Raw genomic sequence first — 23035 nt, forward strand, 5'->3', positions numbered from 1 at the left:
ACCGGGCCGGGTCGGCTCCACCGCCGCGGCGCTGGCCGTCTCGGCGCACTGCCCGGTGGCGATCGTCCGCGGCCGCGACGACCACCACCGGCAATCCGGAGGAAAGGCGGTCGTCGAGATCGACGGGTCCCCGGACTCGGTGCTGCTGGACGCGGCCGTCGACGAGGCCCTGTTGCGTGGCGCCGCGCTCCAGGCGGTCGTCTCGCGGCGCACCGCGCAGAGCGAGCATGGCGTGTGGGGCAGCGAGGCCGATCGGCGGGCGCTCGCCGACCTCGATCGCCGGCTCGCCCGCTGGAAGCGAAGCCATCCGCAGCTGCGTGTCGAATCCGTGGCGATCCACGCCGGACTGCTCGAATACCTCGCCGCCCCGGACGGGCCGGTGGGGTTGGTGATCGTCGGCGCCCACAACCGTCGGCACGTGGCCGAACTCGTCGGACCGGTCGGCAGCTCGGTGATGCAGGACGCCCGGTGTTCGCTGTTGGTGGTGAATCAGCAACATTTGTGAACTCGGACGATGATGGATGTGTGATATTGAGGTCATACGACCATCGGAAGGGTTCTTAATGGTCAAGGTTTTCCTGGTCGACGACCACGAGGTCGTCCGGCGCGGTCTCGCCGACCTCCTGGCGTCGGACCCCGAGCTCGAAATCGTCGGCGAGGCGGGTTCCGTCTCCGAGGCGAAGGCGCGTATCCCGGCGCTGCAGCCCGACGTCGCCGTGCTCGACGTGCGGCTTCCCGACGGCAACGGCATCGAGCTGTGCCGGGACCTGGTGTCCGATCACCCCGACCTGCGGTGCCTGATGTTGACGTCCTTCACCTCCGACGAGGCGATGCTGGAGGCCATTCTGGCCGGCGCCAGCGGCTATGTGGTCAAGGACATCAAGGGCATGGAGTTGGCCCACGCCATCAAGGAGGTGGGCGCGGGCAAGTCGCTGCTGGACAACCGCGCCGCGGCCGCGCTGATGGCGAAGCTTCGCGGCGCGGCCGAACGCGAAGACCCGCTGTCCGGCCTCACCGAGCAGGAGCGAACGCTGCTGGGTCTGCTCAGCGAGGGCCTCACCAACAGGCAGATAGCCGCACGGATGTTCCTCGCCGAGAAGACGGTGAAGAACTACGTGTCGCGGCTCCTCGCCAAACTCGGCATGGAGCGCCGGACCCAGGCGGCGGTGTTCGCGTCGAAGCTGGATCAACGGCCCGGCCATTCCCAACCGCCAGCGGACGCGCCTGCCGACTAGCCGGCAACCGCAACACGTCACGTCATCGACGGGAACTCTTCGCTTGGGCGCTTGACAAATTGCGACTACGCTGATTTTGCCATCTGACATTGAGCAAAAGTGTCGTGGAGGTTTTGACGGGTTGAGGAGCGACGACGGCGGCTCGGCATTCGCCGGACTCGGCCAGCGCGGGCTGGTCGGGAGGATGCACGAGCAGCTCGACGAGTTGTTGGCCGCCCGCGACCAGATGGAGCAGTTGCTCCGCGTCATCGTCGAGATCGGTGCGGGCCTCGACCTCGACGCCACGCTGCACCGGATCATCGGCGCCGCCAGGAAGCTGACCTCGGCGCCCTACGGGGCCCTGGCCATCCGCGATCCCGAGGGCAACCTCGTCAGGTTCGTCCACGAGGGAATGGACGCCGACACCGTCTCCCGCATCGGGCACCTGCCGTTCGGCAAGGGCCTGCTGAGCCTGTCGCTGCTGGACACGCCGGCCCTTCGGATGACTGATCTGACCGCCCATCCGGCCGCCGTCGGGTTCCCCGAACACCATCCTCCGATGCGCGCCTTCCTCGCGGTGCCGATCACCATCCGGGGCAACGTGTTCGGCAACCTCTACCTCACCCACGTCGATCCGGTGCGGGTGTTCTCCGAATCCGACGAGGTGGCCGCCCGCGCGCTGGCATTCGCCGCCGCCGTCGCGATCGACAACGCGCAGGTCTTCCAGCGCGAGCGGACGGCCGTCAAGTGGATGGAGGCCAGCCGTGAGATCACGACCGCCCTGCTCTCCAGCGCCGCTCCGCACCGGCGCCCGCTGCAGCTGATCGCCGAACAGGCCCGGGTCCTGACCGACGCCGAACAGGCGATCGTCCTGGTGCCCGGCGATCCCGACCTGCCCGACGACGAGGTCGACACGCTGGTGGTCTCCGCGGCCGTCGGGGTGCACGCCGACGAGGTGGTCGGCCAGCGGGTCCCGGTGGACGCGTCCACCAGCGGCACCGTGTTCCGCTCGGGCGAACCGCTGATCACCGAGACGTTGCAGTACCCGATTCAGGCGTTCACCGACGTCGGGCAGCGCCCGGCGATCCTGATGCCGCTGCGCGCCCGCGACGAGGTCGTCGGTGTCATCGCGATCGCCCGCGGCGCCGACCAGCCGCCGTTCGACGACAGCTACCTCGATCTGGTCAACGACTTCGCCACGCATGCGGCGATGGCGCTGGTGCTCGCGTCGGCCCGCGACGACGCGCGGCAGCTGAGCATCCTGGCCGAGCGCGAGCGCATCGCGCACGATTTGCACGACCACGTCATCCAGCGGCTTTTCGCCGCCGGCATGGACCTGCAGGGAACGCTGGCGCGGGCGCGCTCCCCGGAGGTCGCCGACCGGCTCAACCGCACCCTCGACGACCTGCAGACCATCATCGAGGAGATCCGCACGACGATCTTCCAGCTGAAATCCCCGATGGGTAAGAACGGCGACTTCCGGCGCCGCATCCAACAGGTGGTCGCCGATCTGACCGAGAATCGCGACGTCGTGACCACCGTGCGGATGCACGGACCGATGACCGCCGTCGGCGGAGAGCTTGCCGACCACGCCGAGGCGGTGGCCACGGAAGCCGTCAGCAACGCCCTGCGCCATTCCGGTGGATCGCGCCTGACCGTCGAGATCAGCGTCGCCGACATGTTCGTCCTGGACATCATCGACAACGGCTCCGGCATCCCTGTCGGCAACACGCGCAGCAGCGGCCTGGGCAACATGCGGCGCCGCGCCGAACAACTCGGCGGTGCCTGCGAGATCACCGGCCCCCCGGAGGGTGGCACCCGGGTGCACTGGGTCGCCCCGCTCATCGATCAGTAACGTCGCCCCGGCGGGACCAAAGGGGGGCGGCCCTTGGGCCTAACGGCCCTGCCCGACGGCGCCGCCCCGGACTACCGTCGGGGTCGTGAGTGATCGGTCGGTGGACGCGGCGGAATCTGCTCGGCTGCTCGACGGACGCCTGGTGTCGTTGCGCGCTCTGACCGTTGCCGACGCCGAGGCCGTCTTGGCGCTGCATGAGCAGCTGTCCGACTATGACCGGTACTTCCGCTTCTTCACGCTGCAGCTGTCACCGCTGCATGAGCTCGTCGCGAAGCTGACCGGGCCCGCGGATGGTTTGTACGCGCTGGGCGCCTTCGACGCCGACCGGCTGATCGGCGTGGCGCACTGCGTCGTCGTCGACGATCCGCAGGTGGCCGAGGTGGCGATTGTGGTTGCGCACCAGGATCATTCGGTGGGCGTGGGCACCGCCTTGCTCAAGCACCTGGCCCCGATCGCTCGGGCGCATGGCATCGATCGGTTCGTCGCCGACGTCCTCGAAGAGAACCACCCGATGCTCACGGTCTTCTTCGATCTCGGCTGGCCTTGCCGGCCAATCGATCACGGCTCGGTTCGCCATCTCGAGATCGAGCTGCCCGAATTCGACGGCGTGTAGAGGAGCAGAACAATGACGCAGAGCGCGACGAAATACGGCGTACTGGTGTGTGTCGACGGGTCGGCGGCATCCGACGCCGCCGTGGCCTGGGGGACGCGGGAGGCCCTCATGCGTGATCTGCCCATCACGCTGGTGCACGCGGTTCCCCCCGTCGTGGTCGGATGGCCGGTGGGCCAGCTGTACGCGGACATGCCCGAATGGCAGCACGACAGCGCCCAGCACGTCATCGACCAGGCCCGCAAGACGCTCAACGCCAGCGTCGGCGACTCCGCGCCGCCCGAAATCCACACGGAGACCAGGTATTCAGCCATCGTCCCGGCACTTGTTGAGGCCTCCAAGGATGCCCGGATGATCGTCGCCGGAAGCCAGGGGCTGGGCGCGGTGGGTCGCCTGCTGTTGGGCTCGGTGACCACGGGACTCGTGCACTACGCCCACTGCCCGGTCGCGGTGATTCACTCCGCCGAAGGGTCGGCGCCCGATCCGGCCGCGCCCGTGGTGCTCGGCATCGACGGCTCCCCGGCGTCGGAGGACGCGACCACGCTGGCCTTCGACGAGGCCTCCCGCAGGGGGGTCGGCCTGGTGGCCGTGCACGTCTGGAGCGACGTGGGGGTGTTCCCCATCCTCGGCATGGACTGGCGCGACCGCGAGATCCAGGCGGCCGAAACCCTCGCCGAACGCCTGGCCGGCTGGCACGAGCGGTATCCCGACGTGCGAGTCGAACGGAAACTGTTCTGCGACAAGCCGTCCGAGTGGTTACTCAAGGAATCCGAACGCGCCCAGCTGGTGGTGGTCGGTAGCCGCGGCCGTGGCGGATTCCCCGGAATGTTGCTCGGCTCGGTGAGTTCGGCCGTCGCGCAGTCGGCGCGGGTGCCCGTGTTGGTTGTCCGTTGAGAAGAAGAACCTTGCGCGTGAGGGAGGCTCGCAAATGATCGAACTGTTGCCGAACATGCCGGAGAAAGTGATCGGCATCCGGGTGTCGGGCCGGCTGCGCGGCGACGAGCTGCGTGACTTCAAGCCCCAGATCGAGCGGGTGCTAGAGACCGGCGAGGTCCGCATCGTCGAGGTGATCGCGCCCGATTACGAGGGATTCGGGCCGGGCGGATTCCTCGAGGACCTCAAGCTGGGCTTGGGCACCGTGCTGCCGCACCACGCGGCGTTCAAGCGGATCGCGGTGGTCTCCGACAAGGACTGGGTCGCCCATGTCCTGCACGCCGTCGCGTGGCTGGTCCCCGGCGAGTTCGCCATCTTCTCATCCGACGAGCTCGACAGCGCCACCGAATGGGCGGCCGGGTAGCTCGCCGTCAGTCACGCACGACGAGCACCGAACACCCCGCGTTTCCGCTCGGGTGCGCGGTGATCGGTCCCACGATCCGGGCGACCTTGTCCGCATCCTCGCCGCCCACCACCGCGAGCTGAACCGGCTCGGTTGTGTGCGTGAGGAATTCGGCCGCGCCGCGCCTGGCCGCGGCGGGCTGGACGTGCACCTCGCGGTGCTGCGCCACCCAGGGGCCGAGCCGCTGCTCGAGCTGGCTGTAGGGGATCTCGCCGAGGCCCCACCGCCAGACGCCCATCGCCAGGATCGGCGCCTCACGCAGGCGGGCCTCGCGGAAGCCGTGTTCGAGCACGGCGTCGTTGCCGGCCGATTCCCCGACGGCGACGGCGACGAATCCGTCATCCGGCTCGGCGCCACGGCTGCGGATCACGGCCACTGGGCAGTGCGCCTTGTGCGCCAGGGTTTCCGCGGTCGAGCCCAGGACCTTACGCGCCACCCAGCCCGTGCCGACCGAACCCACGCAAACCATTGCAGCACTGCGTGATTCGTCGATCAGCGCGTCCTCGGATGAGCCGCGCACGATGTCGCATTCGATCTTCACCTGCTGACCCGTGGCCTGAAGCGCCGCATCGGCGGCGCGCAGCGCGGTTTGGGCGTATTGGATGTCCAGGCTGTCGTCGCCGGCGTTCCGCCGGGGGACGGCGTGAATCAGCCGGAGCGGGACGTCACGGCTGACGGCCTCGGCGGCGGCCCACTTGGCCGCATTGATCGCGGCGTCCGAGCCGTCGATACCCACCACGATCCGCTGCTGCGGATTGTTCATCGTGTCCTCCCGGAGACTGGCCAGCGGACCCTGAAGGCCCGGCACTGGTCACGTTATGGGGGCGCGGCGCGGTTCAGCAGGGCCGTTCGGCCCCCGTTCGCGGGCATTGGTCACCTGACCTCAGGCGACCTCGACCGTGCGCCCGGGTAGCAGCTGGTGCACGCGGCCACGGCATTCCACCGTGACCGATGCGCTGTTGCCGGCCTCGGACGTCAGCTCGGCCGCCCGCCCGCTGACCCGCAGGTGCAGCCGTTCGCCGCGATAGACGAACGGAAACTCGATCGGATCCAGCGCCTTCGGCCACTGCGGGCTCAGGATCAACCGGTCGTCGCGGGTCTCCAGTCCGGTGAAACACCGTTGCAGCAGATCGATGCTGCCGGCCATCGCGGCCAGGTGGATACCCTCCGCCGTGGTACCACCCTGGATGTCGACGATGTCGGACGCGAGCACCTGCACGAAGTACTTCATGGCGTGGTGCCGGTTGGCGCGGGTGAGCACCCACGAATGGACCAGGGCGCTCAGCGTCGATCCCTCGGAGGTGCGCGCGAGGTAGTAGTCCACCGTCTCAGGGATCCGCTCCGGCGCGAAGCGGTAGCCGAGCCGGCCCAACAGAGCCAGCAACTCGTCCGACGACAGCAGGTAGAACAGCATCAACACGTCGGCCTGCTTGGACGCCTTGTAGTTGTTCACACTGTCGTTCTCGGCCTCCAGGATGCGGTCGAGCCGCTGGATGTTGCCGTAGCGCTGCCGGTATTGGTCCCAATCCAGTTCCGCCAGTTGCGAATAGCCCTCGAACTGGCTGATCACGTTGTCGTGGAACGGAACGAACATGCGCCGCGTCACGTGCTCCCACCGGCCGAGCTCTTCGCTCGTCAGGTCGATCTTGCCGACGAGGTCCAGGCGGTCCCGCAGCGGGAGCAGGTCCAAGGCGTCCATCGCCCGCAGGATGGTCCAGACCGCCATCACGTTGGTGTATGCGTTGTTGTCGATCCCGTCGTATTCCTTGCCCGGATAACCCGAATGGAACTCGTCGGGGCCGACGATGCCCTTGATCGTGTAGCGGCCGCGGGTCTCGTCGAAGCTGGCGAGCCCGACCCAGAAACGCGCGATCTCCACCAGCATCTCGGCGCCGTAGTCGACGAGAAACTGCCGGTCCCCGGTCACCTGGTAGTGCTGCCAGGTGTTGTAGGCGATGGCCAGACCCACGTGGTGCGCCCGGGCGCTGGCATCCGGATTCCAGCGGCCGGACTCCGGGTTCAGGTGCACCTCCTGGCTCACCTCGCGTCCGTCGCTGCCCGACTGCCAGGGGTACATCGCACCGAGATAACCGGCCCGGTGTGCCGCCCGGCGGGCCTCCGGAAGGCGCCGATAACGGTAAATCAGCAGCGAGCGTGCCACATTGGGCATGCGCACGCTCAGCACCGGGGAGACGAACAGCGAGTCCCAGAACACGTGTCCGCGGTAGGCCTCGCCGTGTAGGCCCCTGGCCGGCACACCGGCGTCGAGTTCGGCGGTGTGTGGCGAGAGCGTCTGCAGCAGGTGCACCAGGTGCAACCGCAGGATCCGCAGCGCGTCGGCGCCGTCGGTCAGGCCGATCGCGCATTGTTCCCACAACAGGTCCCAGGCGCGGGCGTGCTGACGATGCAGCTCGGCATACCGGCCGGCGGCATCGAGATGTAGCTGCGCGGTGCTCGCCGGCTCCGATATCGCGTTGTCCCGGCCGGTGAAGACGGCCGCGATCTTTTCGCAGGTGACCGATTGGCCCTCGGCCAGCGCCACCTGGATGTCGTGGCCGCCACGGTCGGGCTCGGCCACGACCTTGTACTGGGCGACGGCTCGGGCGTCATCGCACCACACGGTGGTGCGAGCGGCCACCGCGATGGCGATGCGCGACTGCGACGTCTCGGTCCGCAAGATCACCGATTCGTCGGCGAATTCGTCGATAGCCGGTGACGTGAGGTGTCTGCTCGACAGCGAACGGTAGCGCTCGACCATGGTGTTGCCCACGCCGCCGTCCAGCAGGGACCGGAACTCGACGGTGCCCGACCAGTTCTCCGCGACGACCGTCGTCTGCAGGGCGAGCAGATGCGGCTCGTGCATGGATGCGAACCGCTGTTGGGTCATTCTGGTGATCTGGCCCGCACCGTCGGAGAATCGCAGCGTGCGCGTCAGCGTCGCGTGCCGCAGGTCGAATGTCTGCCGGTAGGACAACAATTCGGTGTCGTCGATGTGAAACCACGGCCCGCCGTTGATCCGGAAGGTCAACGGCAACCAGTTGGGCAGATTGACCAGGCTTTCGTTCTCGATCGTCCGGCCGGCGACCCGATCGGCCAGCGTGTTGTAAACCCCGGCCGCATACGTCCCCGGGTAGTGCGCCGCGCTTGCGGTGGCCTCCGGGGCGCAGCCGCGGCTGGCGACGTAGCCGTTGCCGACGGTGCACAGCGTTTCGCGCAGCCGCTCGTAGGTGGGGTCGTAACCCTCATAGACCAGTTCCCACGCGTCGTTGGGTGCGGCGGCGGCCTCGTGCAGATCGTCGGCCAGCCGCCGGACGAAGTCGCGGACGGCGAACGGATCGGCCAGGCTGACGAACGCGGCCGATGGGCGATCCCCATCCTCGTTGTGCCGCACCACAATTCCGACTCCGTCGAATTGGACCGCATCGAAGGCGTCCTCGTCGGTGATGTCGTCGCCTACGTAGATCGGCAACACCGCATCGCCGCCGGTTCCCTGGATTTGTTCGAGGATCCAGTTGAGCGTCGTGCCCTTGTCCCAGTCGAGGCTGGGGCGCAGTTCGATGACCCTGCGACCCATCGTGATCCGCAGGCATTCGGATCGCGCGAGCTTGCGTACCGCCGCGATCACCCCATCGACCCGTTCGGAGTCGACGTGGCGGTAGTGGACCGCGACCGCAAACCTCTTGCGCTCCAAATGGATCCCCGGGACACCGGCGAGCAGCTCCGTCAACCGGTCGGCCGCACGCGCCAGCGCGTCGATGGCGCCGAGGGCGTCGGCGTTGTCGTGGTGGGTCCCGTCCGGTGCGACGAGCTCGAAACCGTGGCTGCCCGCGTACCAGATCCCGTCGACGCGCACGCGGTCGCGAAGATCACCCACCTCGCGTCCGCTGACCACCGCGACGGGGCACTCCGCCGCGAGCGCGCACAGCGCTTCGGGCGCACCCTCGACCGGTGTGGCGGACGCCGGCCGGGCGACGATCTCGGACAGCGTGCCGTCGAAGTCGAGAAACACCGCCGGCCGCCGGCTGGCCACCAGCTCCTTCAGCTGGCTGTAGACACCCGTCGCGTCCGCGATGGTCGACAACGGGGAGCCCCCGCGCCGCACCGTGATCCCGGCGAAGTCGGCGACGATGGCGTCCGCCCCGAGGGACAGCAACCCGTCTCCACCCCCGTTGCGCTCGAGGCCGATGACGAGCCCGAAGCCGTGGTCCCGGCCCGCCGCGATTCCCCCTTCGTCGCAGTCGACGAGGACGCAACGGACCGGGCGCACCCCCAGGCGCGCCACCGCCACGGTCAGCGCCGCGCCCCCCTGCGCGGCGGACTCGGCCGGGCAGACGGCGACGTCCACCAATTCCTCAATTCCCGCGGCGCGCAACAGGGGTGCGCATTCGCGGCCCGAGGAATAGACGGCGGCGGCGATGCCGGCCTCGCGCAGCCGCCGCAGCAGCACGGCGGTCGAATCGCGGGCCTCGACGACGTCCGGCGAGGTCTGTTCGATCACACAGTCGAGCCCGAGGATCACCGCGTCGTGGTAGCGCCCGTCCACGGTGACAGGCCATTCAGTCATTGCTGTGACGATGCCACAGCGCACGCGGCCGTCAAGGCCCGTCGGCGCAGGGGGGCCTCATGGCCATGCGGTTGGTGACTAAAGCCTCATGATCGACGGTCGGTCGCGCCATAGCGTTTTGGGGGAGGAGAGGGAGAACATCATGTCCGCAATGGCAAACCGCCACGGCATCGTCGTCGGAATCGATGGGTCGCCGGCTTCGAACGCCGCCGTCTGTTGGGCGGCCCGTGACGCGGCGATGCGACACGTCCCGCTGACCATCGTCCACATGGTGAACGCGATGGTGCCGATGTATCCGGCCCTCCCCCTGTCGACGGGCGTGGCCGTGTGGCAGGAGGAGCAAGGCCGAGAGGTGCTCGAGCAGGCGGTCAAGATCGCCGAGGACGCCGTCACCACCGACCGCAAGATCGACGTCCGAAGCGAGCTGCGTTGTGCGCCCCCGGTGCCCACGCTGGTCGAGATGTCCAAAGAGGCCGAGATGGTCGTCGTCGGAAGCAACGGACGCGGCGCGGTGGGCAGGCTGCTGCTGGGCTCGGTGAGCAGCAGCGTGGTCCGCGGCGCGCGCTGCCCGGTCGCCGTGATCCGCGACGAGGATCCGCTGATGGAGCACCCTCAGCAGGCGCCGGTGCTCGTGGGCATCGACGGCTCGCCCGCCTCGGAGGTTGCGGTGGCCGTCGCTTTCGACGAGGCGTCGCGTCGCGGAGTCGGGCTGACCGCCCTGCACGCGTGGAGTGACGTCGACGTCTTCGAACTGCCCGGGGTGGACTGGTCGGCGGTGAAGGGGGAAGCCGAGCGGAGCCTGGCCGAACAGCTGGCCGGCTGGCAGGAACGATATCCCGACGTCACCGTGCACCGGGTCGTCGTATCCGACCGGCCCGCGCGGCAGCTCATCGAACAGTCGGAGTCCGCCCAGCTCGTCGTCGTGGGCAGCCACGGCAGGGGCGGCCTGTCGGGCGTGTTGCTGGGCTCGGTCAGCAACGCCGTCGTCCACTCGGTCCGCATGCCCGTCATCGTCGCCCGACCGTCGTAGGGTCGCGCCGCCGCCGTGCCGTTTCTCGATGTGCACGAAACCCACACCGGCGTCGTCATTCTCGCCGGCGACCGCGCATACAAAGCCAAGAAGCCGGTGCTGACCGACTTTCTCGACTTCCGCGCGCCGCAGCAGCGCGAGCACGCCTGCCGCCGGGAGGTCGAGCTGAACGGCCGGCTCTCGCCCGACAGCTACCTCGGCGTCGCCCACCTCACCGACCCGCTCGGCGGGCCGGCCGAACCGGTCGTGGTCATGCGGCGCTACCGCGACGAGGACCGCCTCGCGCACCTGGTGGCCCACGACACCGCGGAGTCCGTGCACCGCGTGCTGGACGCGGTCGCGGCCGTGCTGGCCCGCTTCCACGAACGCGCCGAGCGCGGCGAGCGGATCGACGCCCAGGGCGAGGCCGGCGCGATCGAGGGGCGCTGGCGGGAGAACCTGTCCGAATTGGAACGCTATGCGAGCCAGTCGATTCCGGGGGTCGAGGCCGACGACGTCGACCTGCTGCGGCGCCTGGTGGCCCAGTTCGTCGCCGGGCGCTCGCGGCTGTTCGAGCGGCGCATCCGCGAGGGGCGCATCGTCGACGGGCACGGCGACCTGCTCGCCGACGACATCTTCTGGGTCGGTGGCAGCCCCGCGCTGCTGGACTGCCTGGAGTTCGACGACCGGCTGCGCCACGTCGACTGCATCGACGACGCCGCCTTCCTCGCGATGGACCTGGAGTTTTTGGGCCGCAAGGACTTCGGCGACCACTTCCTGAGGCGCTACGCCGAGCACGCGGGTCGGGCGGCGCCACGGGCGCTGGCTGACTTCTACATCGCCTACCGGGCCGGGGTGCGGGCCAAGGTGGACTGCGTCCGGGTTTCGCAGGGCAGCCCAGGCGCGTCCGGCGACGCCGCGCGCCACCTGGCCATCGCCACCCGGCACCTGCAGAGCGGCACCGTTCGGCTGGCGCTCGTCGGCGGCAACCCCGGCACCGGGAAGTCCACCGTGGCGCGCGGGCTGGCCGAATCATTTGACGCTCAGCTTATTTCCACCGACGACGTGCGCCGGGAGCTGAGGGACTCGGGTGCCATCGCCGGTGAGCCCGGCGTGCTGAACGCCGGGCTCTACAGCCCCGACCAGGTGACGGTGGTCTACGAGACCGCGCTGAGCCGCGCGCGGCGGTTGCTGGGCGAGGGGCACTCGGTGATCCTCGACGGCACCTGGCGCGATCCGCGGACGCGCGAGCAGGCTCACCGGCTGGCCACCGAGACGCATTCGGCGCTCGTCGAATTCGTGTGCTCGGCGGCGGCCGACGTGGCGGCCGACCGGATCAAGACCAGGCCCGCGGGCACTTCGGAGGTCACCCCGGAGATCGCCGCCGCCCTGGCCGCCGGGCATGCCGACTGGGTCGGCGCGCACCGGATCGACACCTCGCGGCGCCCCGACCTCGTCGCCCGCGAGGCGCACGACCTCTGGGCGCGCACGACATAACGCCCTCGGCAGGTGCCAACGTCCCGGCCGTCGGGGACCAACGGCCCTGCCCGCACCCGCGCACGGCGCATACAGTTTGCCTCACCGAAGTCGACGAAACGGTGGACATGGACGCGAAAGTGCCGACCGAGCAGGTCATCCGGGACGCGGTGACCCTCGCGTGCCGCGCGCCTTCGCTGCACAACAGCCAGCCCTGGCGGTGGGTCGCCGACGGCACGAGGCTGCACCTGTGGGCCGACCCGCACCACGCGATGCACGCCACCGACCACACCGGCCGGGAGCTGATCCTGAGCTGCGGGGCCGCCCTCGACCACCTAAGGGTCGCCATGGCCGCCGCGGGCTGGGAAAGCGTCACCGAACGGTTCCCCACCGAGGGCAGGCCGGATCACCTCGCGAGCGTGGGCTTTCTGCCCGTGGAGAACGTGACGCCGCAGCGCCGGCTGCGGGCCGAAGCCATCCTTCGCCGCCGCACCGACCGGCTGCCCCTGGGCGCACCGGCCGCGTGGCCCACGCTGCATGCGGCCCTGATCCGCGCGGTGACACCATACGACGTTTCACTGGACGTGGTCGACGACGACGAGCGGCCGAGGCTGGCCGAGGCGTCGCGGCTCACCGAGCAGCTGCGCCGAAGCGACACCTCCTATCTGACCGAATTACGTTGGTGGACATCACCCTTCGAAGCGAACGCCGAACACGTGCCCGAAAGCGCTCTGCTGTCCAGTTCCGAGGCCGCGCGCGTCGACATCGCCCGCGCGTTCCCGCCGGCGGGTGGGGGCCGCCGCCGCGCCTCCATCGAGGCGGACCACTCCAAGATCGTGGTCCTGTCCACCCGTCACGACGATGCGCCGACCGAGGTGCTGCGCTGCGGTGAGGCGCTGTCGGCGGTGCTGCTCGAATGCACTGTGGCCGGCATGGCCACCTGCACGTTGACCCACATGACGGAGATGTCGCAGAGCCGCGACATCATCAGGCAGATCACCGGCGGTTCCGGCCAGCCGCAGCTGCTGATCCGGGTCGGCCGGTCACCGGCCGGGGACCCACACGCGAAACCCACCGCCCGGCGTCCGGTGACCGAGGTCCTCGAGATGCGTGGGTGACCGGACATGCCCAGGACCACCGCAAGGACGAAGCCAAGGAGGTGTCATCGATGACTCGGCACTGGCTGGTGATGGAAACGAACGGGGAGGGCGGTGAGGCTCCCTTCGTCGCGCGAGTCGCGGGCGCGGGCCGGCATCTGCCCGGCACCCACCTGACGACCGACGAGCTGATGGCATCCACCCGCCACCGCACCCACATCGACCTGGAACGGCTGACCGGGATCCGCGAACGCCGGGTGTCGGTGGGCGATGAGGATTCCTACACCCTGGCCAGTTCGGCGGCGCTGAACTGCCTGGCCACCGCGCAGCAGGATCCGGCGGCGCTGGACGTGGTGATCAGCTGCAGCATCACCAAGTTCCGCGACGGGCTGACCCAGTGGCTCGAGCCGACCATGAGCAGCGCCGTGGCGCGCGGGATCGGGGCGGTGAACGCGATGACGTTCGACGTGTCCAACGCGTGCGCCGGAATGCTCACGGGCGTAACGATCTTGAACAACTGGATTCGCCAGGGCGTCGTCGAGCGCGGGCTCGTCGTCAGCGGTGAGTACATCTCGCAGCTCTCCAACAATGCCGCCCGGCACATCCGCAACATCATGAGCAAGGAGCTGGCCTGCCTGACCCTGGGCGATGCCGGCGCGGCGCTGCTGCTGGAGCGGGCGCCGGCCGGTTCGGCCGGCATCGCGCTGGCGGGCTTCACCACCGTGGCCGACTACAGCCGGCTCTGCCTGGCGTATCCGCAGGGCGACGACCCGGGCGCGCGCATGTTCACCAACTCCCGCGCCATCCAGAAGGCCGCGATAGCCAACACTCCGCTGCTGCTGAGCGAAGTGCTTGACACCGTTGGCCTTTCGATCCACGACATCGATCACGTCATCACCCACCAGACGTCCGCGCGCGCGATCCGCAAGGGAATGGCCCGGATGTCGGAAGTGTTCGGCGACAGCCCGCGCCACGACGCGGTGATCACCGTCGACCGCTACGGTAACACCGCCTCGACGACCCACACGGTGGCGCTCGTCGAGGAACTCGAGGCCGGGCGAATCAAGCCGGGAGAGCGAATCGCGTTGCTGGCGTTGGCCTCCGGGCTGGAAATCGGTGTGGTCTTGTTGACCCTGGACGAGGATGTGGTGAGCCGCTATGGGCACGGTGATTGATCGGATCGACGTCTCGCACCCGCGGCTGCGCGGGCGCCACAGCGCGTTGCACCTGGCCGTCGTCGCCGCCAAGGACTGCCTGAAGCGGGCCGGATGCGAGGCGAAAGACCTCGACCTCGTCATCAACGCAGGCATTTACCGCGACCGCAACCTCGGTGAGCCGGCGCTCGCCGCGCTGATCCAGGACGACATCGGCGCCAACCCGGAGGATCCGCACGCAGGCGCCCACGGCACGTTCTCCTTCGACATCGCCAACGGCACGTGCGGGCTCCTGACTGCGCTGCAGATCGTCGACGGCTTCATGCGCAGCCGCGCCATCCGGCGCGCGCTGGTGGTCGCCAGCGACGCCGACCCCGGCCACGGGATGAGCGAGCACTTCGGATTCTCGGGCGCCGGCGCGGCGATGCTGTGTGGTTGGTCCGACGGCGACTACGGCCTCAGCCGGGTGTCCTGGGTGAACGACCACAGCGAAAATGGTGACGAAACCTTCAGCGCTACAGTTGGTTTCGCCGACTCACGCAACGTCCTGCGGTTTTCCGAGTCGGCGGCGATGGACGAGCGGTTCGCCGCGGCGGCCGGTCGGGCGGTGTCGGCGTGCCTTGCCGAGCAATCGGTGCGCCTGTCCGACGTCGACGCGATCGTCGCCGCCCCCGCCCGTCCCGGATACCGCGCCGCGCTGGGCGCCCGGCTGGGCGTGCCGGTCGAGGAGATCAGCGTCGCCGACGACGAACACATGCACACCGCCGCCCTGGCCGCCGCGTTCGGAGCGCGGGCCGAGCGGTTGCCGTCGGGAGCGCGGGTCCTGTTCGTCGCGGCCGGGGCCGACGTCGTCGCCGGCGCCGCCCTCTATCGCCAGCCACCGCGGGACGCCTCAAGCGCCACGCTGGCGTGACGCTCGAGCTCCTGCGTCACGCTGGCGTGACGCTCGGCCGTTGCACCGCACGCTCGAGGTCCAGGATCTGCCGGGTGGTCTTGACCACCACGTCGGGGTTCAGGCTGATCGAGTCGATGCCGCAGCGAACCAGGAACTCGGCCATGTCGGGGTAGTCCGACGGCGCCTGACCGCACAACCCGGAGTGAATCCCGTTGCGGCGGCAGCCCTCCACGGCCAGACGGATCATCTCTTTGACTCCCGCGTCGCGTTCGTCGTAGTCGAAGGCCACGATCTCGCTGTCCCGGTCGACCCCGAGGGTCAGCTGGGTGAGGTCGTTGGATCCGATGGAGAACCCGTCGAAGCGCTTGGCGAACTCGTCGATGAGGATGACGTTGTTGGGGATCTCGCACATCGCGTACACCTTGAGCCCGTTCTCCCCGCGGCGCAGACCGTGTTTGGCCATCTCGGCCAGGACCAGGTCCGCCTCGGCCACCCGGCGCACGAACGGCACCATCAGCACGACGTTGGTCAGCCCCATCTGTTCGCGCACCCGCTTCATCGCCCGGCACTCCAGCGCGAATCCCTCGGCATAGGCCGGGTGCGCGTAGCGCGAGGCGCCGCGGAAGCCGATCATCGGGTTGCTCTCGGCCGCTTCGAAGCCGCTGCCGCCGACCAGGCTGGCGTACTCGTTGGTCTTGAAGTCCGACATCCGCACGACGACGGGCTTGGGCCAGAAGGCGGCGGCGATGGTGCCGATCCCTTCCGACAGGCGCTCGACGAAGAATTCGGCGCCGTCGGAATAGGCGTACGTCAGCGTGTCGATCGTACGCCGGGCCTCGGGGTCGTCCACCCGGTCGGGGTGGAGCAGGGCCAGCGGGTGCACCCGGATGTACTCGTTGATGATGAACTCCATCCGGGCCAGTCCCACGCCGTCGTTCGGCAGGAACGACGTCTTGAACGCCAGGTCCGGGTTGCCGAGGTTGAGCATGATCTCGGTCTGCGGGCGCTCCTGATCGGACACCTCGGTGTGGTCGACGCGAAAGCCCAACTCGCCGCGGTAGACCCGCCCCGTGTCGCCCTCCACGCACGACACCGTGACGAGCTCGCCGTCGGGCACGGTCGTGGTGGCGTTCCCCGCGCCGACGACGGCGGGAATGCCGAGCTCGCGGGCGATGATCGCCGCGTGGCAGGTGCGCCCGCCGCGGTTGGTGACGATGGCCGCCGCGATCTTCATGATGGGTTCCCAGTCGGGCGTGGTGATGTCGGCGACCAGCACGTCGCCGGGCTGGAACTCCGACAGCTTCCCGAGGTTGTCCATCCGCCTGGCGATGCCCGTGGCGACCTTCTCGCCGACCGAGCGGCCCTCGGCGAGCACCTCCTTGCGTTCGGCGCCCTTGCCCTCGAGCACGTAGCTTTCGATCATCGTCTGGCTGCGCTGGGAGGCCGCGGTTTCGGGGCGCGCCTGGACGATGTAGATCCGCCCGTCGAGACCGTCCTTGGCCCATTCGATGTCCATCGGCCGCCCGTAGTGGCCCTCGATGGCGCAGGCGTAGCCGGCCAGCTCGAGGACGTCGTCGTCGGTGACGCAGAACCGGGCCCGGTCGGCCTTCGGCGTGGGGATGTTGCGCGTGGTGTTCTTCGTCTCGCCCTCGACGAAGATCATCTTGACCGCCTTGTCCCCGATCAGCCGGCGCAGCACCGCCCGGTGGCCGGCCTGATACGTCGGCTTGTGCACGTAGAACTCGTCGGGGTCGACGGCGCCCTGGACCACGTTCTCGCCGAGCCCGTAGGCGCCGGTGATGAATACGACGTCGTGGAAGCCGGATTCGGTGTCCAGGGTGAACATCACCCCGGACGAGGCGAGGTCGGAGCGCACCATCTTCATGACGCCGATCGACAGCGCCACCTTGAAGTGGTCGAAGTCCTGGTCGATCCGGTAGTGGATGGCCCGGTCGGTGAACAGGCTCGCGAAACACCGGCGGCAGGCGTCCAGCAGGCTCTCGGTGCCCTTGATGTTGAGGAAGGTCTCCTGCTGGCCGGCGAAGCTGGCGGTCGGCAGGTCTTCGGCGGTCGCCGAGCTGCGCACGGCCAGGCTGACGTCTTCGCCGTATTCCTCCTGCAGCTGCCGGTAGGCGGCGGTGATCTCGGCGGCGAGTTCCGGGGGAAGCCCTGCGCCGTAGACGATTTCGCGGGCCCGCTTGCCCTTGCGGGCCAGCGCGGTGACGTCGTCGGGGTCGAGGTCGTCGAGCGCGGCGTGCAGCGCGTCCCAGGCGCCGGCGCTGTCCAGCATGTGCCGGTAGGCCTCGGCGGTGATCGCGAACCCATGCGGGACCCGCACGCCCTGTCCGGTCAGCTTCTGGAACATCTCGCCGAGCGAGGCGTTCTTCCCGCCGACGAGCGGGACGTCGGAGATGCCGATCTCTTCGAAGAAGCGGACGTAGGTGAAATCGCTCATGGTGTTCTTCCTTCGGTGGGTTGCATCAGTGCGCTTCGTCGATGCGGCAGGCGTGGACCGGGCGGCGGTCGCGGGCCGAGCCCATGCGCGGCCGCGCGTGCAGAAGGGCGGGCGGCGCGGTGAGGCCGGGGCGGGCGGCGAAAGCATCTGCCTCGCTGCTCAATTGATCTCCCGTCACCCGCCTCACGATATGCCCGGGGGCACGAGGCCACAGCCGCCGTTTGGCCTCAGTACTTGGGGACTTACGGCCCTGCCAGCAGCGCATTGCGGCGCGGAAAGTAGCACCATGGAGCAATTGACCGCCCTGGATGCCGGTTTCCTGGAGGTCGAGGATTCCGATCCGCACGTGAGCCTCGCGGTCGGCGGGGTGTCGATCGTGGAGGGGCCGGCCCCGACGTACGAGGAGTTCTTCGCGTCGTTCGCCGAACGGGTCGCGACGATCCCGCGGTGCCGGCAGGTGCTGCGGACCCATCCGCTCGACCTGCGCCCGCCGAACTGGGTGGATGACCCGCACTTCGACCTCGCGCGCCATCTGCACCGCATCGCGCTGCCACATCCCGGTGGTGACGCGGAGCTGTTCGAGTTGATCGCGTCGCTGATGGAGCGCCGGCTCGATCGCGAGCGCCCGCTGTGGGAGTGCTGGATCATCGAGGGGCTCAGCCGAAATCGATGGGCGGTGCTGACCAAGATTCACCACTGCATCGCCGACGGCATCGCCACCACGCAGCTGCTGTCGAAGTTCAGCGACGACGGCGACGGCGACACGTTCGCCGCCGACGTCGGCGCTGCCAGGTTGTCGGCCCGGTCGGGGCCCGCCAAGGTGAACCTCAACCCGTTGAGCTGGGCGAGCGGTATCGGCCGCAGCGCATTCGCTGCGGTGACCGCGGCGGAACACGCGGCGATCGGCGCGGCCGAGCTCGCGGCGGGGCTGCTGCATCCCGCCCCCGATTCGTCGCTGCACGGGCCGGTGACCACGATGCGGCGGTACAGCGCGGCCCGCGCCCGGTTGACCGACATGCACAAGGTGGCCCGGGCCTTCGGGGTCACGCTGAATGACGTTGCGCTGGCGGCGATCACCAACAGTTACCGCGGTGTCTTGCTGGCGCGCGGGGAGCGCCCGGGCCGCGACTCGCTGCGCACCCTCGTGCCGGTTTCGGTCCGCGCCGTGGACCACTTCAACGTCGCGGGCAACCGGGTGTCGGCAATGCTGCCGTTGTTGCCGGTCGACGAGGAGGACCCGGTGCGGCAGCTCAAGCTGGTGCACGATCGACTCAGCCACGCCAAAGCCAGCGGGCAGAGCGAGGGTGGCAGCGCAATGGTGGTGGCGGCCAAGCGCACCCCATTCGCGCTGTCCGCGTGGGCCATTCGCCTGCTCTCGCGGATACCCCAGCGGGCGGTGGTGGCGTTGGCGACCAACGTGCCCGGTCCACGGAGCCGGCAGCGGCTTATGGGCCGCCGGGTGCTGGAGTTGTTGCCGATCCCGCCGATCGCCCTACAGGTGCGCACCGGCGTCGCGATGCTCAGCTACGCCGACACGTTCGTTTTCGGCATCACCGCCGATTACGACACCGCACCCGACATCGATGCGCTCGCCGCCGGCATCGAGGAGGGCATGGCGCAACTGGTGGCGGCCGCCCGCAAGAGGCGCCGCAAGTCGTCATGACCGGCTGCGTTGGGCGGCGCGCTCGTGCGCGGTCAACAACAGATGGTCGAATTCCGATCGGGCGTCGAGGCGCCCTCCGGCGCCGCGGAAGTCCTCGGCGATCTGCTCGGCAAGCGGCCGCAGCTTGATATTGGCCTCCTGCGAAAGCCATTTGAGCAACTCGAAGGCCGCGTTGGCGTCGATGCCGTAGACCAGCATCAGCATGCCCTTGGCCTGTTCGATGCCGGCCCGGTTCTCGTTGATCTCGGCCAGCCTGGCGCTGACCAGCTCCTCATCCGGCCGTCCGGTCGCCGGGGAGACGTCGATGTAGAACCCGTGCGTGCCGGCCACATCCCCGTCGTCGTCGAAGAACCGGTCACCCACGACGACGACGTGGCGCACGTTGCCGCCGGTGTCGACGATCCGGTGGCGGGTGCTGAACGCCTGGCGGGTGTTCACGATCTGGTCGATGGTGGCCGCGACCTGGCCGCGATCGTCCGGGTGCTTGTGCGAGAGCACCAGTTCGGTGGTGGGCGTGACGGTGCCCGGCTCGTAGCCGTGTATCCGCTGCACCTGCTCCGACCACTCCCAGCGCTGATCGGTGAAATAGAAGCGGAACCAGCCGGCCGGTTGCGCGGAGCCACCGGCCAACGCCCGTTCGACGTCAACCGTTTGACCGTCGAGTTCCCACTTCATCTCGCACCCGGCTTTCCTGCCGTTGGGCCGGCGATGGGCGGCGGCCCGTGTCTGCTACCCGGAATCGAGCCGCCGCCCAGCCGGGCGATCAGGCGTTGATGACCTCGCGGTGCGAGGCGTTCTCGTCGATGGCCGTCTGCGTGTCGCCCCGGCCGACGGTGATCTTGCGCGGCTTGGCACGTTCGGCCACCGGAATACGCAGGCGCAGAACGCCTTCCCGGTAGGACGCCTCGATCTTGTCGGTGTCGAGGTTGTCGCCGAGAACCAGCTGCCGGCTGAACACGCCCCGGGGGCGCTCGGTGGCGAGCATCTCCCGGTTGGGGTCCAGGGCAGGCCGCTCGGCCCGCACGGTCACGACGTTGCGCTCGATGTCGATGTCGAGCGAGTCGGCGTTGATGCCGGGCAGGTCGAACTCGACGACGAACTCCTCGCCCTGGCGCCAGGCGTCCATCGGCATCACCGCAGGCCGGGCGGCGGTGCCGAACACTTGGTGGGCGAAGCGGTCGAGGTCACGGAACGGATCGGTACGCATCAGCATGGTGGTCACCTCTCACTCCAATCTAGGCTGTGGTCTGGCAATTACCTATGTCCAATGACATAGATTTGATATAGCACTATCGACACAATGGCGCAAGTGTGATAGATAGATTTTCTGAGCCCGTGAGTTCTGGGGGAGACGCGTGATGACCGACCAACGCAGCGATTTCGGCGCCCCGGCGCCCGATCACGGCGTATACGGCATCTCGGTGGCCGCCGAACTTTCCGGCATCGCGGTGCAGTCGTTGCGCCTGTACGAGCGGTACGGGCTGGTCACGCCGGCGCGAAGCGATGGAGGGACGCGGCGTTACAGCGCCGACGACCTGACCAGGCTCAAGCGCATCAGCGAGCTGGTCGACGCCGGCGTCAACCTGGCCGGCATCGCGCGGATCCTGGAGCTCGAGGACCACAACGCGACGCTCTCGGCGGCCAATACCGACCTGCAGTCCACCAACCGGACGCTGCGCAAGGCCGCGAAAAACGGGGGGTCCGCGCGCCAGGACGCGTGAGGCGCCCGCCGTCCGCCGATTGCGTTCACCGACATCGGGTACCCAGCCAGCTGTCCCTAGTGAAGGAGCGGCAATGGCAGAGGTGGCGGAGGCCAAGGCCCAGGTGGTCGACGAAGCGCGGCGCGAAGCGGACGAGTACCGGGGCGACGAGCCGCGGCCGCTGGGCGGCTACCTCGTGGTGCTGGCGATCTACGGCGCCGTGGTGGGGGTCGCGACCGTGGCCGCGCTGCTCACCGGGCGCACGTTGCCGACGCGCTGGCGCATCCAGGACCTGGTCACGGTGACCCTCGGCACCCACAAGCTCTCGCGCACCCTGACCAAGGACGCGGTGACGAGCCCGTTGCGGGCGCCCTTCACCCGCTTCGCCGGCAGCGGCGGCCCGGCGGAGGTCATGGAGGAGGTTCGGGACGAAAGCCCGCTTCGGCACAGCCTGGGGGAGTTGCTGACCTGCCCGTTCTGCCTGGACATGTGGGTGGCGACCGGCTTCGCGATCGGCCTGGTGTTCGCGCCGCGGTTCACCCGCCTGGTGGCGGGCGTCTTCACCGTGTTGACCGGCGCCGACTTCTTGCAGCTCGCCTACGCCAGGGCGCAGCAGGCGGCCGGCTGAGGGGTTCAGCCGGTCTTCGGCATGGGGATGCCCTCGCTGGCCGCGAATTGCGCGTCCTCCTCGGACGCCAGCCCGATGGACACCACCGACCGGTCGAACAGCAGGTCCGTCAGGTAGGCCAGCGACACCGCCCATCGGTTGACCCCCCGCGGAATCGCGTACAGGTGATAGGACCGGGTGACGAATTTCGCGGGCAGCCCGGACAGGTGGATGTTCAGCGGGTTGGCCACCGCCTGCCACGGTCCCAGGTCGACCACCAGGCCCAGATTGCGGTGCTTGTACTCCTTGGGGCTGCCGTACCCGAGGCTGGCCGCCACGTTGCGGGCCAGCACCTTGCCCTGCCGGGTCGCGTGCTGGGCGGTCGGCGGCGTGATCTTGCCGGGCTGGGTCAGGTCGGGAACCGCGGCGGCGTCACCGGCCGCAAACACGTCCGGCTGCTCCGGCACGCGCAGATCCGCACCGACTTTGAGCCGGCCCCGCTCGGTCGGCAAGCCCAGCTCCTGGATCAGCGGTGCACCGGTGACACCGGTCACCCACGCGATCGTGCGGGTCTCGATGCGCGAATCATCGCTGAGCACAACGTGATCGGCGTGCGCCTCCTTGAGCGTCACGCCGAGCCGGACGTCGATGCCGCGCCGGCGAAGTACCTTCTGCGCGGCGTCACCCAGTTTCTTGCCCACTTCCGGCATCACCTGCTCCGCCAGGTCGAGGAGCAAGAACTTGACGTCGGCGGGATCGAACCGCATCTGCTTGGCCGCCGCGTCGGCCAGCGCCCGCAGCTGCGCCACCAGCTCGGTGCCCGAATAGGAGGCGCCGACCACGACGACCGTGCGCCGGGCCGCCGCCACCCGCGGGTCGTCCTCGATGTTGGCCAGCTCGAGCTGCTCCACGAAATGGTCTCGCAGGTAAAGGGCCTCGGCGGTGGTCTTCAACCCGCGCGCGCAGGTTGCCAGCCCCGGCACGTCGAACAACCGCGTCACCGAACCCGGCGTGAGCACCAGCCGGTCCCAGGACATGGTGTGGTTGCGTTCCTCGGGATCGCACCACGTCAGCGTCCGCCGATCGAAGTCCACGCCGTCCACGCGCCCGCGTACCGCGTGCACACCCTTGAGGCTGTTGGCCAGCGGGACCGCGACGAAGCGGGCGTCCACGACCCCGCCGGCGACGTCCGGCAGCAACGGTGTGTAGAGCATGTAATCCACCGGGGAGATGATCGTGATGTCCACCTGCTCGCGCCGTCGCCGCAGAATGCGTGCCAGACGGTGCGCGCAGGTGAATCCGGTGAAGCCGCTGCCAACGATCACGATTGAGGTCACCAAGCCGAGTGTAGGACGGCGTCCCGCGAAGATCCGGGGCGTCGCCGCGCGAACGTCGACGAC

Annotated in this window: 21 protein-coding genes; 14 read left to right on the forward strand and 7 right to left on the reverse strand. The window is 69.1% G+C overall.

The features are described 5' to 3' along the window. The 6 genes from A9X05_RS13165 to A9X05_RS13190 form a co-directional block, all read left to right on the forward strand. The coding region (locus A9X05_RS13165; RefSeq protein ID WP_197499051.1) for a universal stress protein at nt 1–505 on the forward strand (505 nt) is incomplete at its 5' end. Between the two features lie 58 nt (nt 506–563). Then, nucleotides 564–1235, forward strand: coding sequence for a response regulator transcription factor (locus A9X05_RS13170; protein WP_067761143.1), 672 nt, complete (start codon nt 564–566; stop codon nt 1233–1235). A 184-nt stretch (nt 1236–1419) separates the two neighbouring features. Further along, on the forward strand, nt 1420–3069 hold the full coding sequence (locus A9X05_RS13175) for a GAF domain-containing sensor histidine kinase (protein WP_197499053.1): 1650 nt from the start codon (nt 1420–1422) through the stop codon (nt 3067–3069). A gap of 85 nt (nt 3070–3154) precedes the next feature. Beyond that, nucleotides 3155–3682, forward strand: coding sequence for a GNAT family N-acetyltransferase (locus tag A9X05_RS13180; protein WP_067761139.1), 528 nt, complete (start codon nt 3155–3157; stop codon nt 3680–3682). 12 nt (nt 3683–3694) lie between these two features. Continuing rightward, nucleotides 3695–4573, forward strand: a complete 879-nt coding sequence (locus A9X05_RS13185) for a universal stress protein (RefSeq protein WP_067761137.1) — start codon at nt 3695–3697, stop codon at nt 4571–4573. A gap of 34 nt (nt 4574–4607) precedes the next feature. After that, complete coding sequence (locus A9X05_RS13190) at nt 4608–4976, forward strand: STAS/SEC14 domain-containing protein (protein ID WP_067781863.1); 369 nt, start codon at nt 4608–4610, stop codon at nt 4974–4976. Between the two features lie 7 nt (nt 4977–4983). On the opposite strand, the gene A9X05_RS13195 is transcribed toward A9X05_RS13190, so the two are convergent. Continuing rightward, entirely contained in the window at nt 4984–5778 is a 795-nt protein-coding gene (locus A9X05_RS13195; RefSeq protein WP_067781865.1) for a universal stress protein, read from the reverse strand. Nucleotides 5779–5898: 120 nt separating this feature from the next. Beyond that, nucleotides 5899–9603: a trehalose-phosphatase gene (otsB, locus tag A9X05_RS13200; protein WP_231978355.1), complete on the reverse strand. Its 3705-nt coding sequence runs from the start codon at nt 9601–9603 to the stop codon at nt 5899–5901. Nucleotides 9604–9721: 118 nt separating this feature from the next. Between otsB and A9X05_RS13205 the strand changes: the two genes are divergently transcribed. The 5 genes from A9X05_RS13205 to A9X05_RS13225 all read left to right on the forward strand — a co-directional run bounded on the left by A9X05_RS13205 (nt 9722) and on the right by A9X05_RS13225 (nt 15228). Then, complete coding sequence (locus tag A9X05_RS13205) at nt 9722–10609, forward strand: universal stress protein (protein WP_067761183.1); 888 nt, start codon at nt 9722–9724, stop codon at nt 10607–10609. A 15-nt stretch (nt 10610–10624) separates the two neighbouring features. Next, nucleotides 10625–12085 carry a bifunctional aminoglycoside phosphotransferase/ATP-binding protein gene (locus tag A9X05_RS13210; RefSeq protein ID WP_156736688.1) on the forward strand — a complete coding sequence of 487 codons (1461 nt, stop codon included), beginning with the start codon at nt 10625–10627 and terminating at the stop codon, nt 12083–12085. Nucleotides 12086–12192: 107 nt separating this feature from the next. Beyond that, a complete protein-coding gene (locus A9X05_RS13215; RefSeq protein ID WP_067761127.1) occupies nt 12193–13182 on the forward strand; it encodes an NAD(P)H nitroreductase in 990 nt (329 codons plus the stop codon). Between the two features lie 50 nt (nt 13183–13232). After that, on the forward strand, nt 13233–14336 hold the full coding sequence (locus A9X05_RS13220; RefSeq protein WP_067761178.1) for a 3-oxoacyl-ACP synthase III family protein: 1104 nt from the start codon (nt 13233–13235) through the stop codon (nt 14334–14336). Then, nucleotides 14320–15228 (forward strand): 3-oxoacyl-ACP synthase, encoded by a 909-nt coding sequence (locus A9X05_RS13225; protein WP_067761125.1) that lies wholly within the window; start codon nt 14320–14322, stop codon nt 15226–15228. Before A9X05_RS13220 ends, A9X05_RS13225 begins: the two co-directional genes overlap by 17 nt. A 16-nt stretch (nt 15229–15244) precedes the next feature. Here the strand turns inward: A9X05_RS13225 and ppsA are convergent, their stop codons facing one another. Both ppsA and A9X05_RS31035 read right to left on the reverse strand, forming a co-directional pair. After that, entirely contained in the window at nt 15245–17665 is a 2421-nt protein-coding gene (gene ppsA / locus A9X05_RS13230; protein ID WP_067781871.1) for a phosphoenolpyruvate synthase, read from the reverse strand. A 25-nt stretch (nt 17666–17690) separates the two neighbouring features. Next, entirely contained in the window at nt 17691–17843 is a 153-nt protein-coding gene (locus A9X05_RS31035; RefSeq protein WP_156670279.1) for a hypothetical protein, read from the reverse strand. 108 nt (nt 17844–17951) lie between these two features. Between A9X05_RS31035 and A9X05_RS13235 the strand changes: the two genes are divergently transcribed. After that, nucleotides 17952–19328 (forward strand): wax ester/triacylglycerol synthase family O-acyltransferase, encoded by a 1377-nt coding sequence (locus A9X05_RS13235; RefSeq protein ID WP_067781873.1) that lies wholly within the window; start codon nt 17952–17954, stop codon nt 19326–19328. Here A9X05_RS13235 and A9X05_RS13240 read toward each other — a convergent pair. Next, nucleotides 19323–20003, reverse strand: a complete 681-nt coding sequence (locus A9X05_RS13240; protein WP_067761117.1) for a PAS and ANTAR domain-containing protein — start codon at nt 20001–20003, stop codon at nt 19323–19325. The two genes, A9X05_RS13235 and A9X05_RS13240, sit on opposite strands and share 6 nt — an antisense overlap. Nucleotides 20004–20091: 88 nt before the next feature. Then, entirely contained in the window at nt 20092–20541 is a 450-nt protein-coding gene (locus A9X05_RS13245; RefSeq protein ID WP_067761176.1) for an Hsp20/alpha crystallin family protein, read from the reverse strand. A 145-nt stretch (nt 20542–20686) separates the two neighbouring features. Between A9X05_RS13245 and A9X05_RS13250 the strand changes: the two genes are divergently transcribed. Both A9X05_RS13250 and A9X05_RS13255 read left to right on the forward strand, forming a co-directional pair. Beyond that, entirely contained in the window at nt 20687–21049 is a 363-nt protein-coding gene (locus A9X05_RS13250; protein ID WP_067761115.1) for a helix-turn-helix transcriptional regulator, read from the forward strand. A gap of 73 nt (nt 21050–21122) precedes the next feature. Next, nucleotides 21123–21656 carry a DUF1360 domain-containing protein gene (locus A9X05_RS13255; RefSeq protein WP_067761114.1) on the forward strand — a complete coding sequence of 178 codons (534 nt, stop codon included), beginning with the start codon at nt 21123–21125 and terminating at the stop codon, nt 21654–21656. A 5-nt stretch (nt 21657–21661) separates the two neighbouring features. Here A9X05_RS13255 and A9X05_RS13260 read toward each other — a convergent pair whose 3' ends face one another. Beyond that, a complete protein-coding gene (locus A9X05_RS13260) occupies nt 21662–22972 on the reverse strand; it encodes an NAD(P)/FAD-dependent oxidoreductase (protein WP_067781875.1) in 1311 nt (436 codons plus the stop codon). Nucleotides 22973–23035 lie beyond the last annotated feature (63 nt).

Origin of the sequence: Mycobacterium sp. E3298 (assembly GCF_001666895.1) — a bacterium.
In the GTDB taxonomy this organism is placed as follows: domain Bacteria; phylum Actinomycetota; class Actinomycetes; order Mycobacteriales; family Mycobacteriaceae; genus Mycobacterium.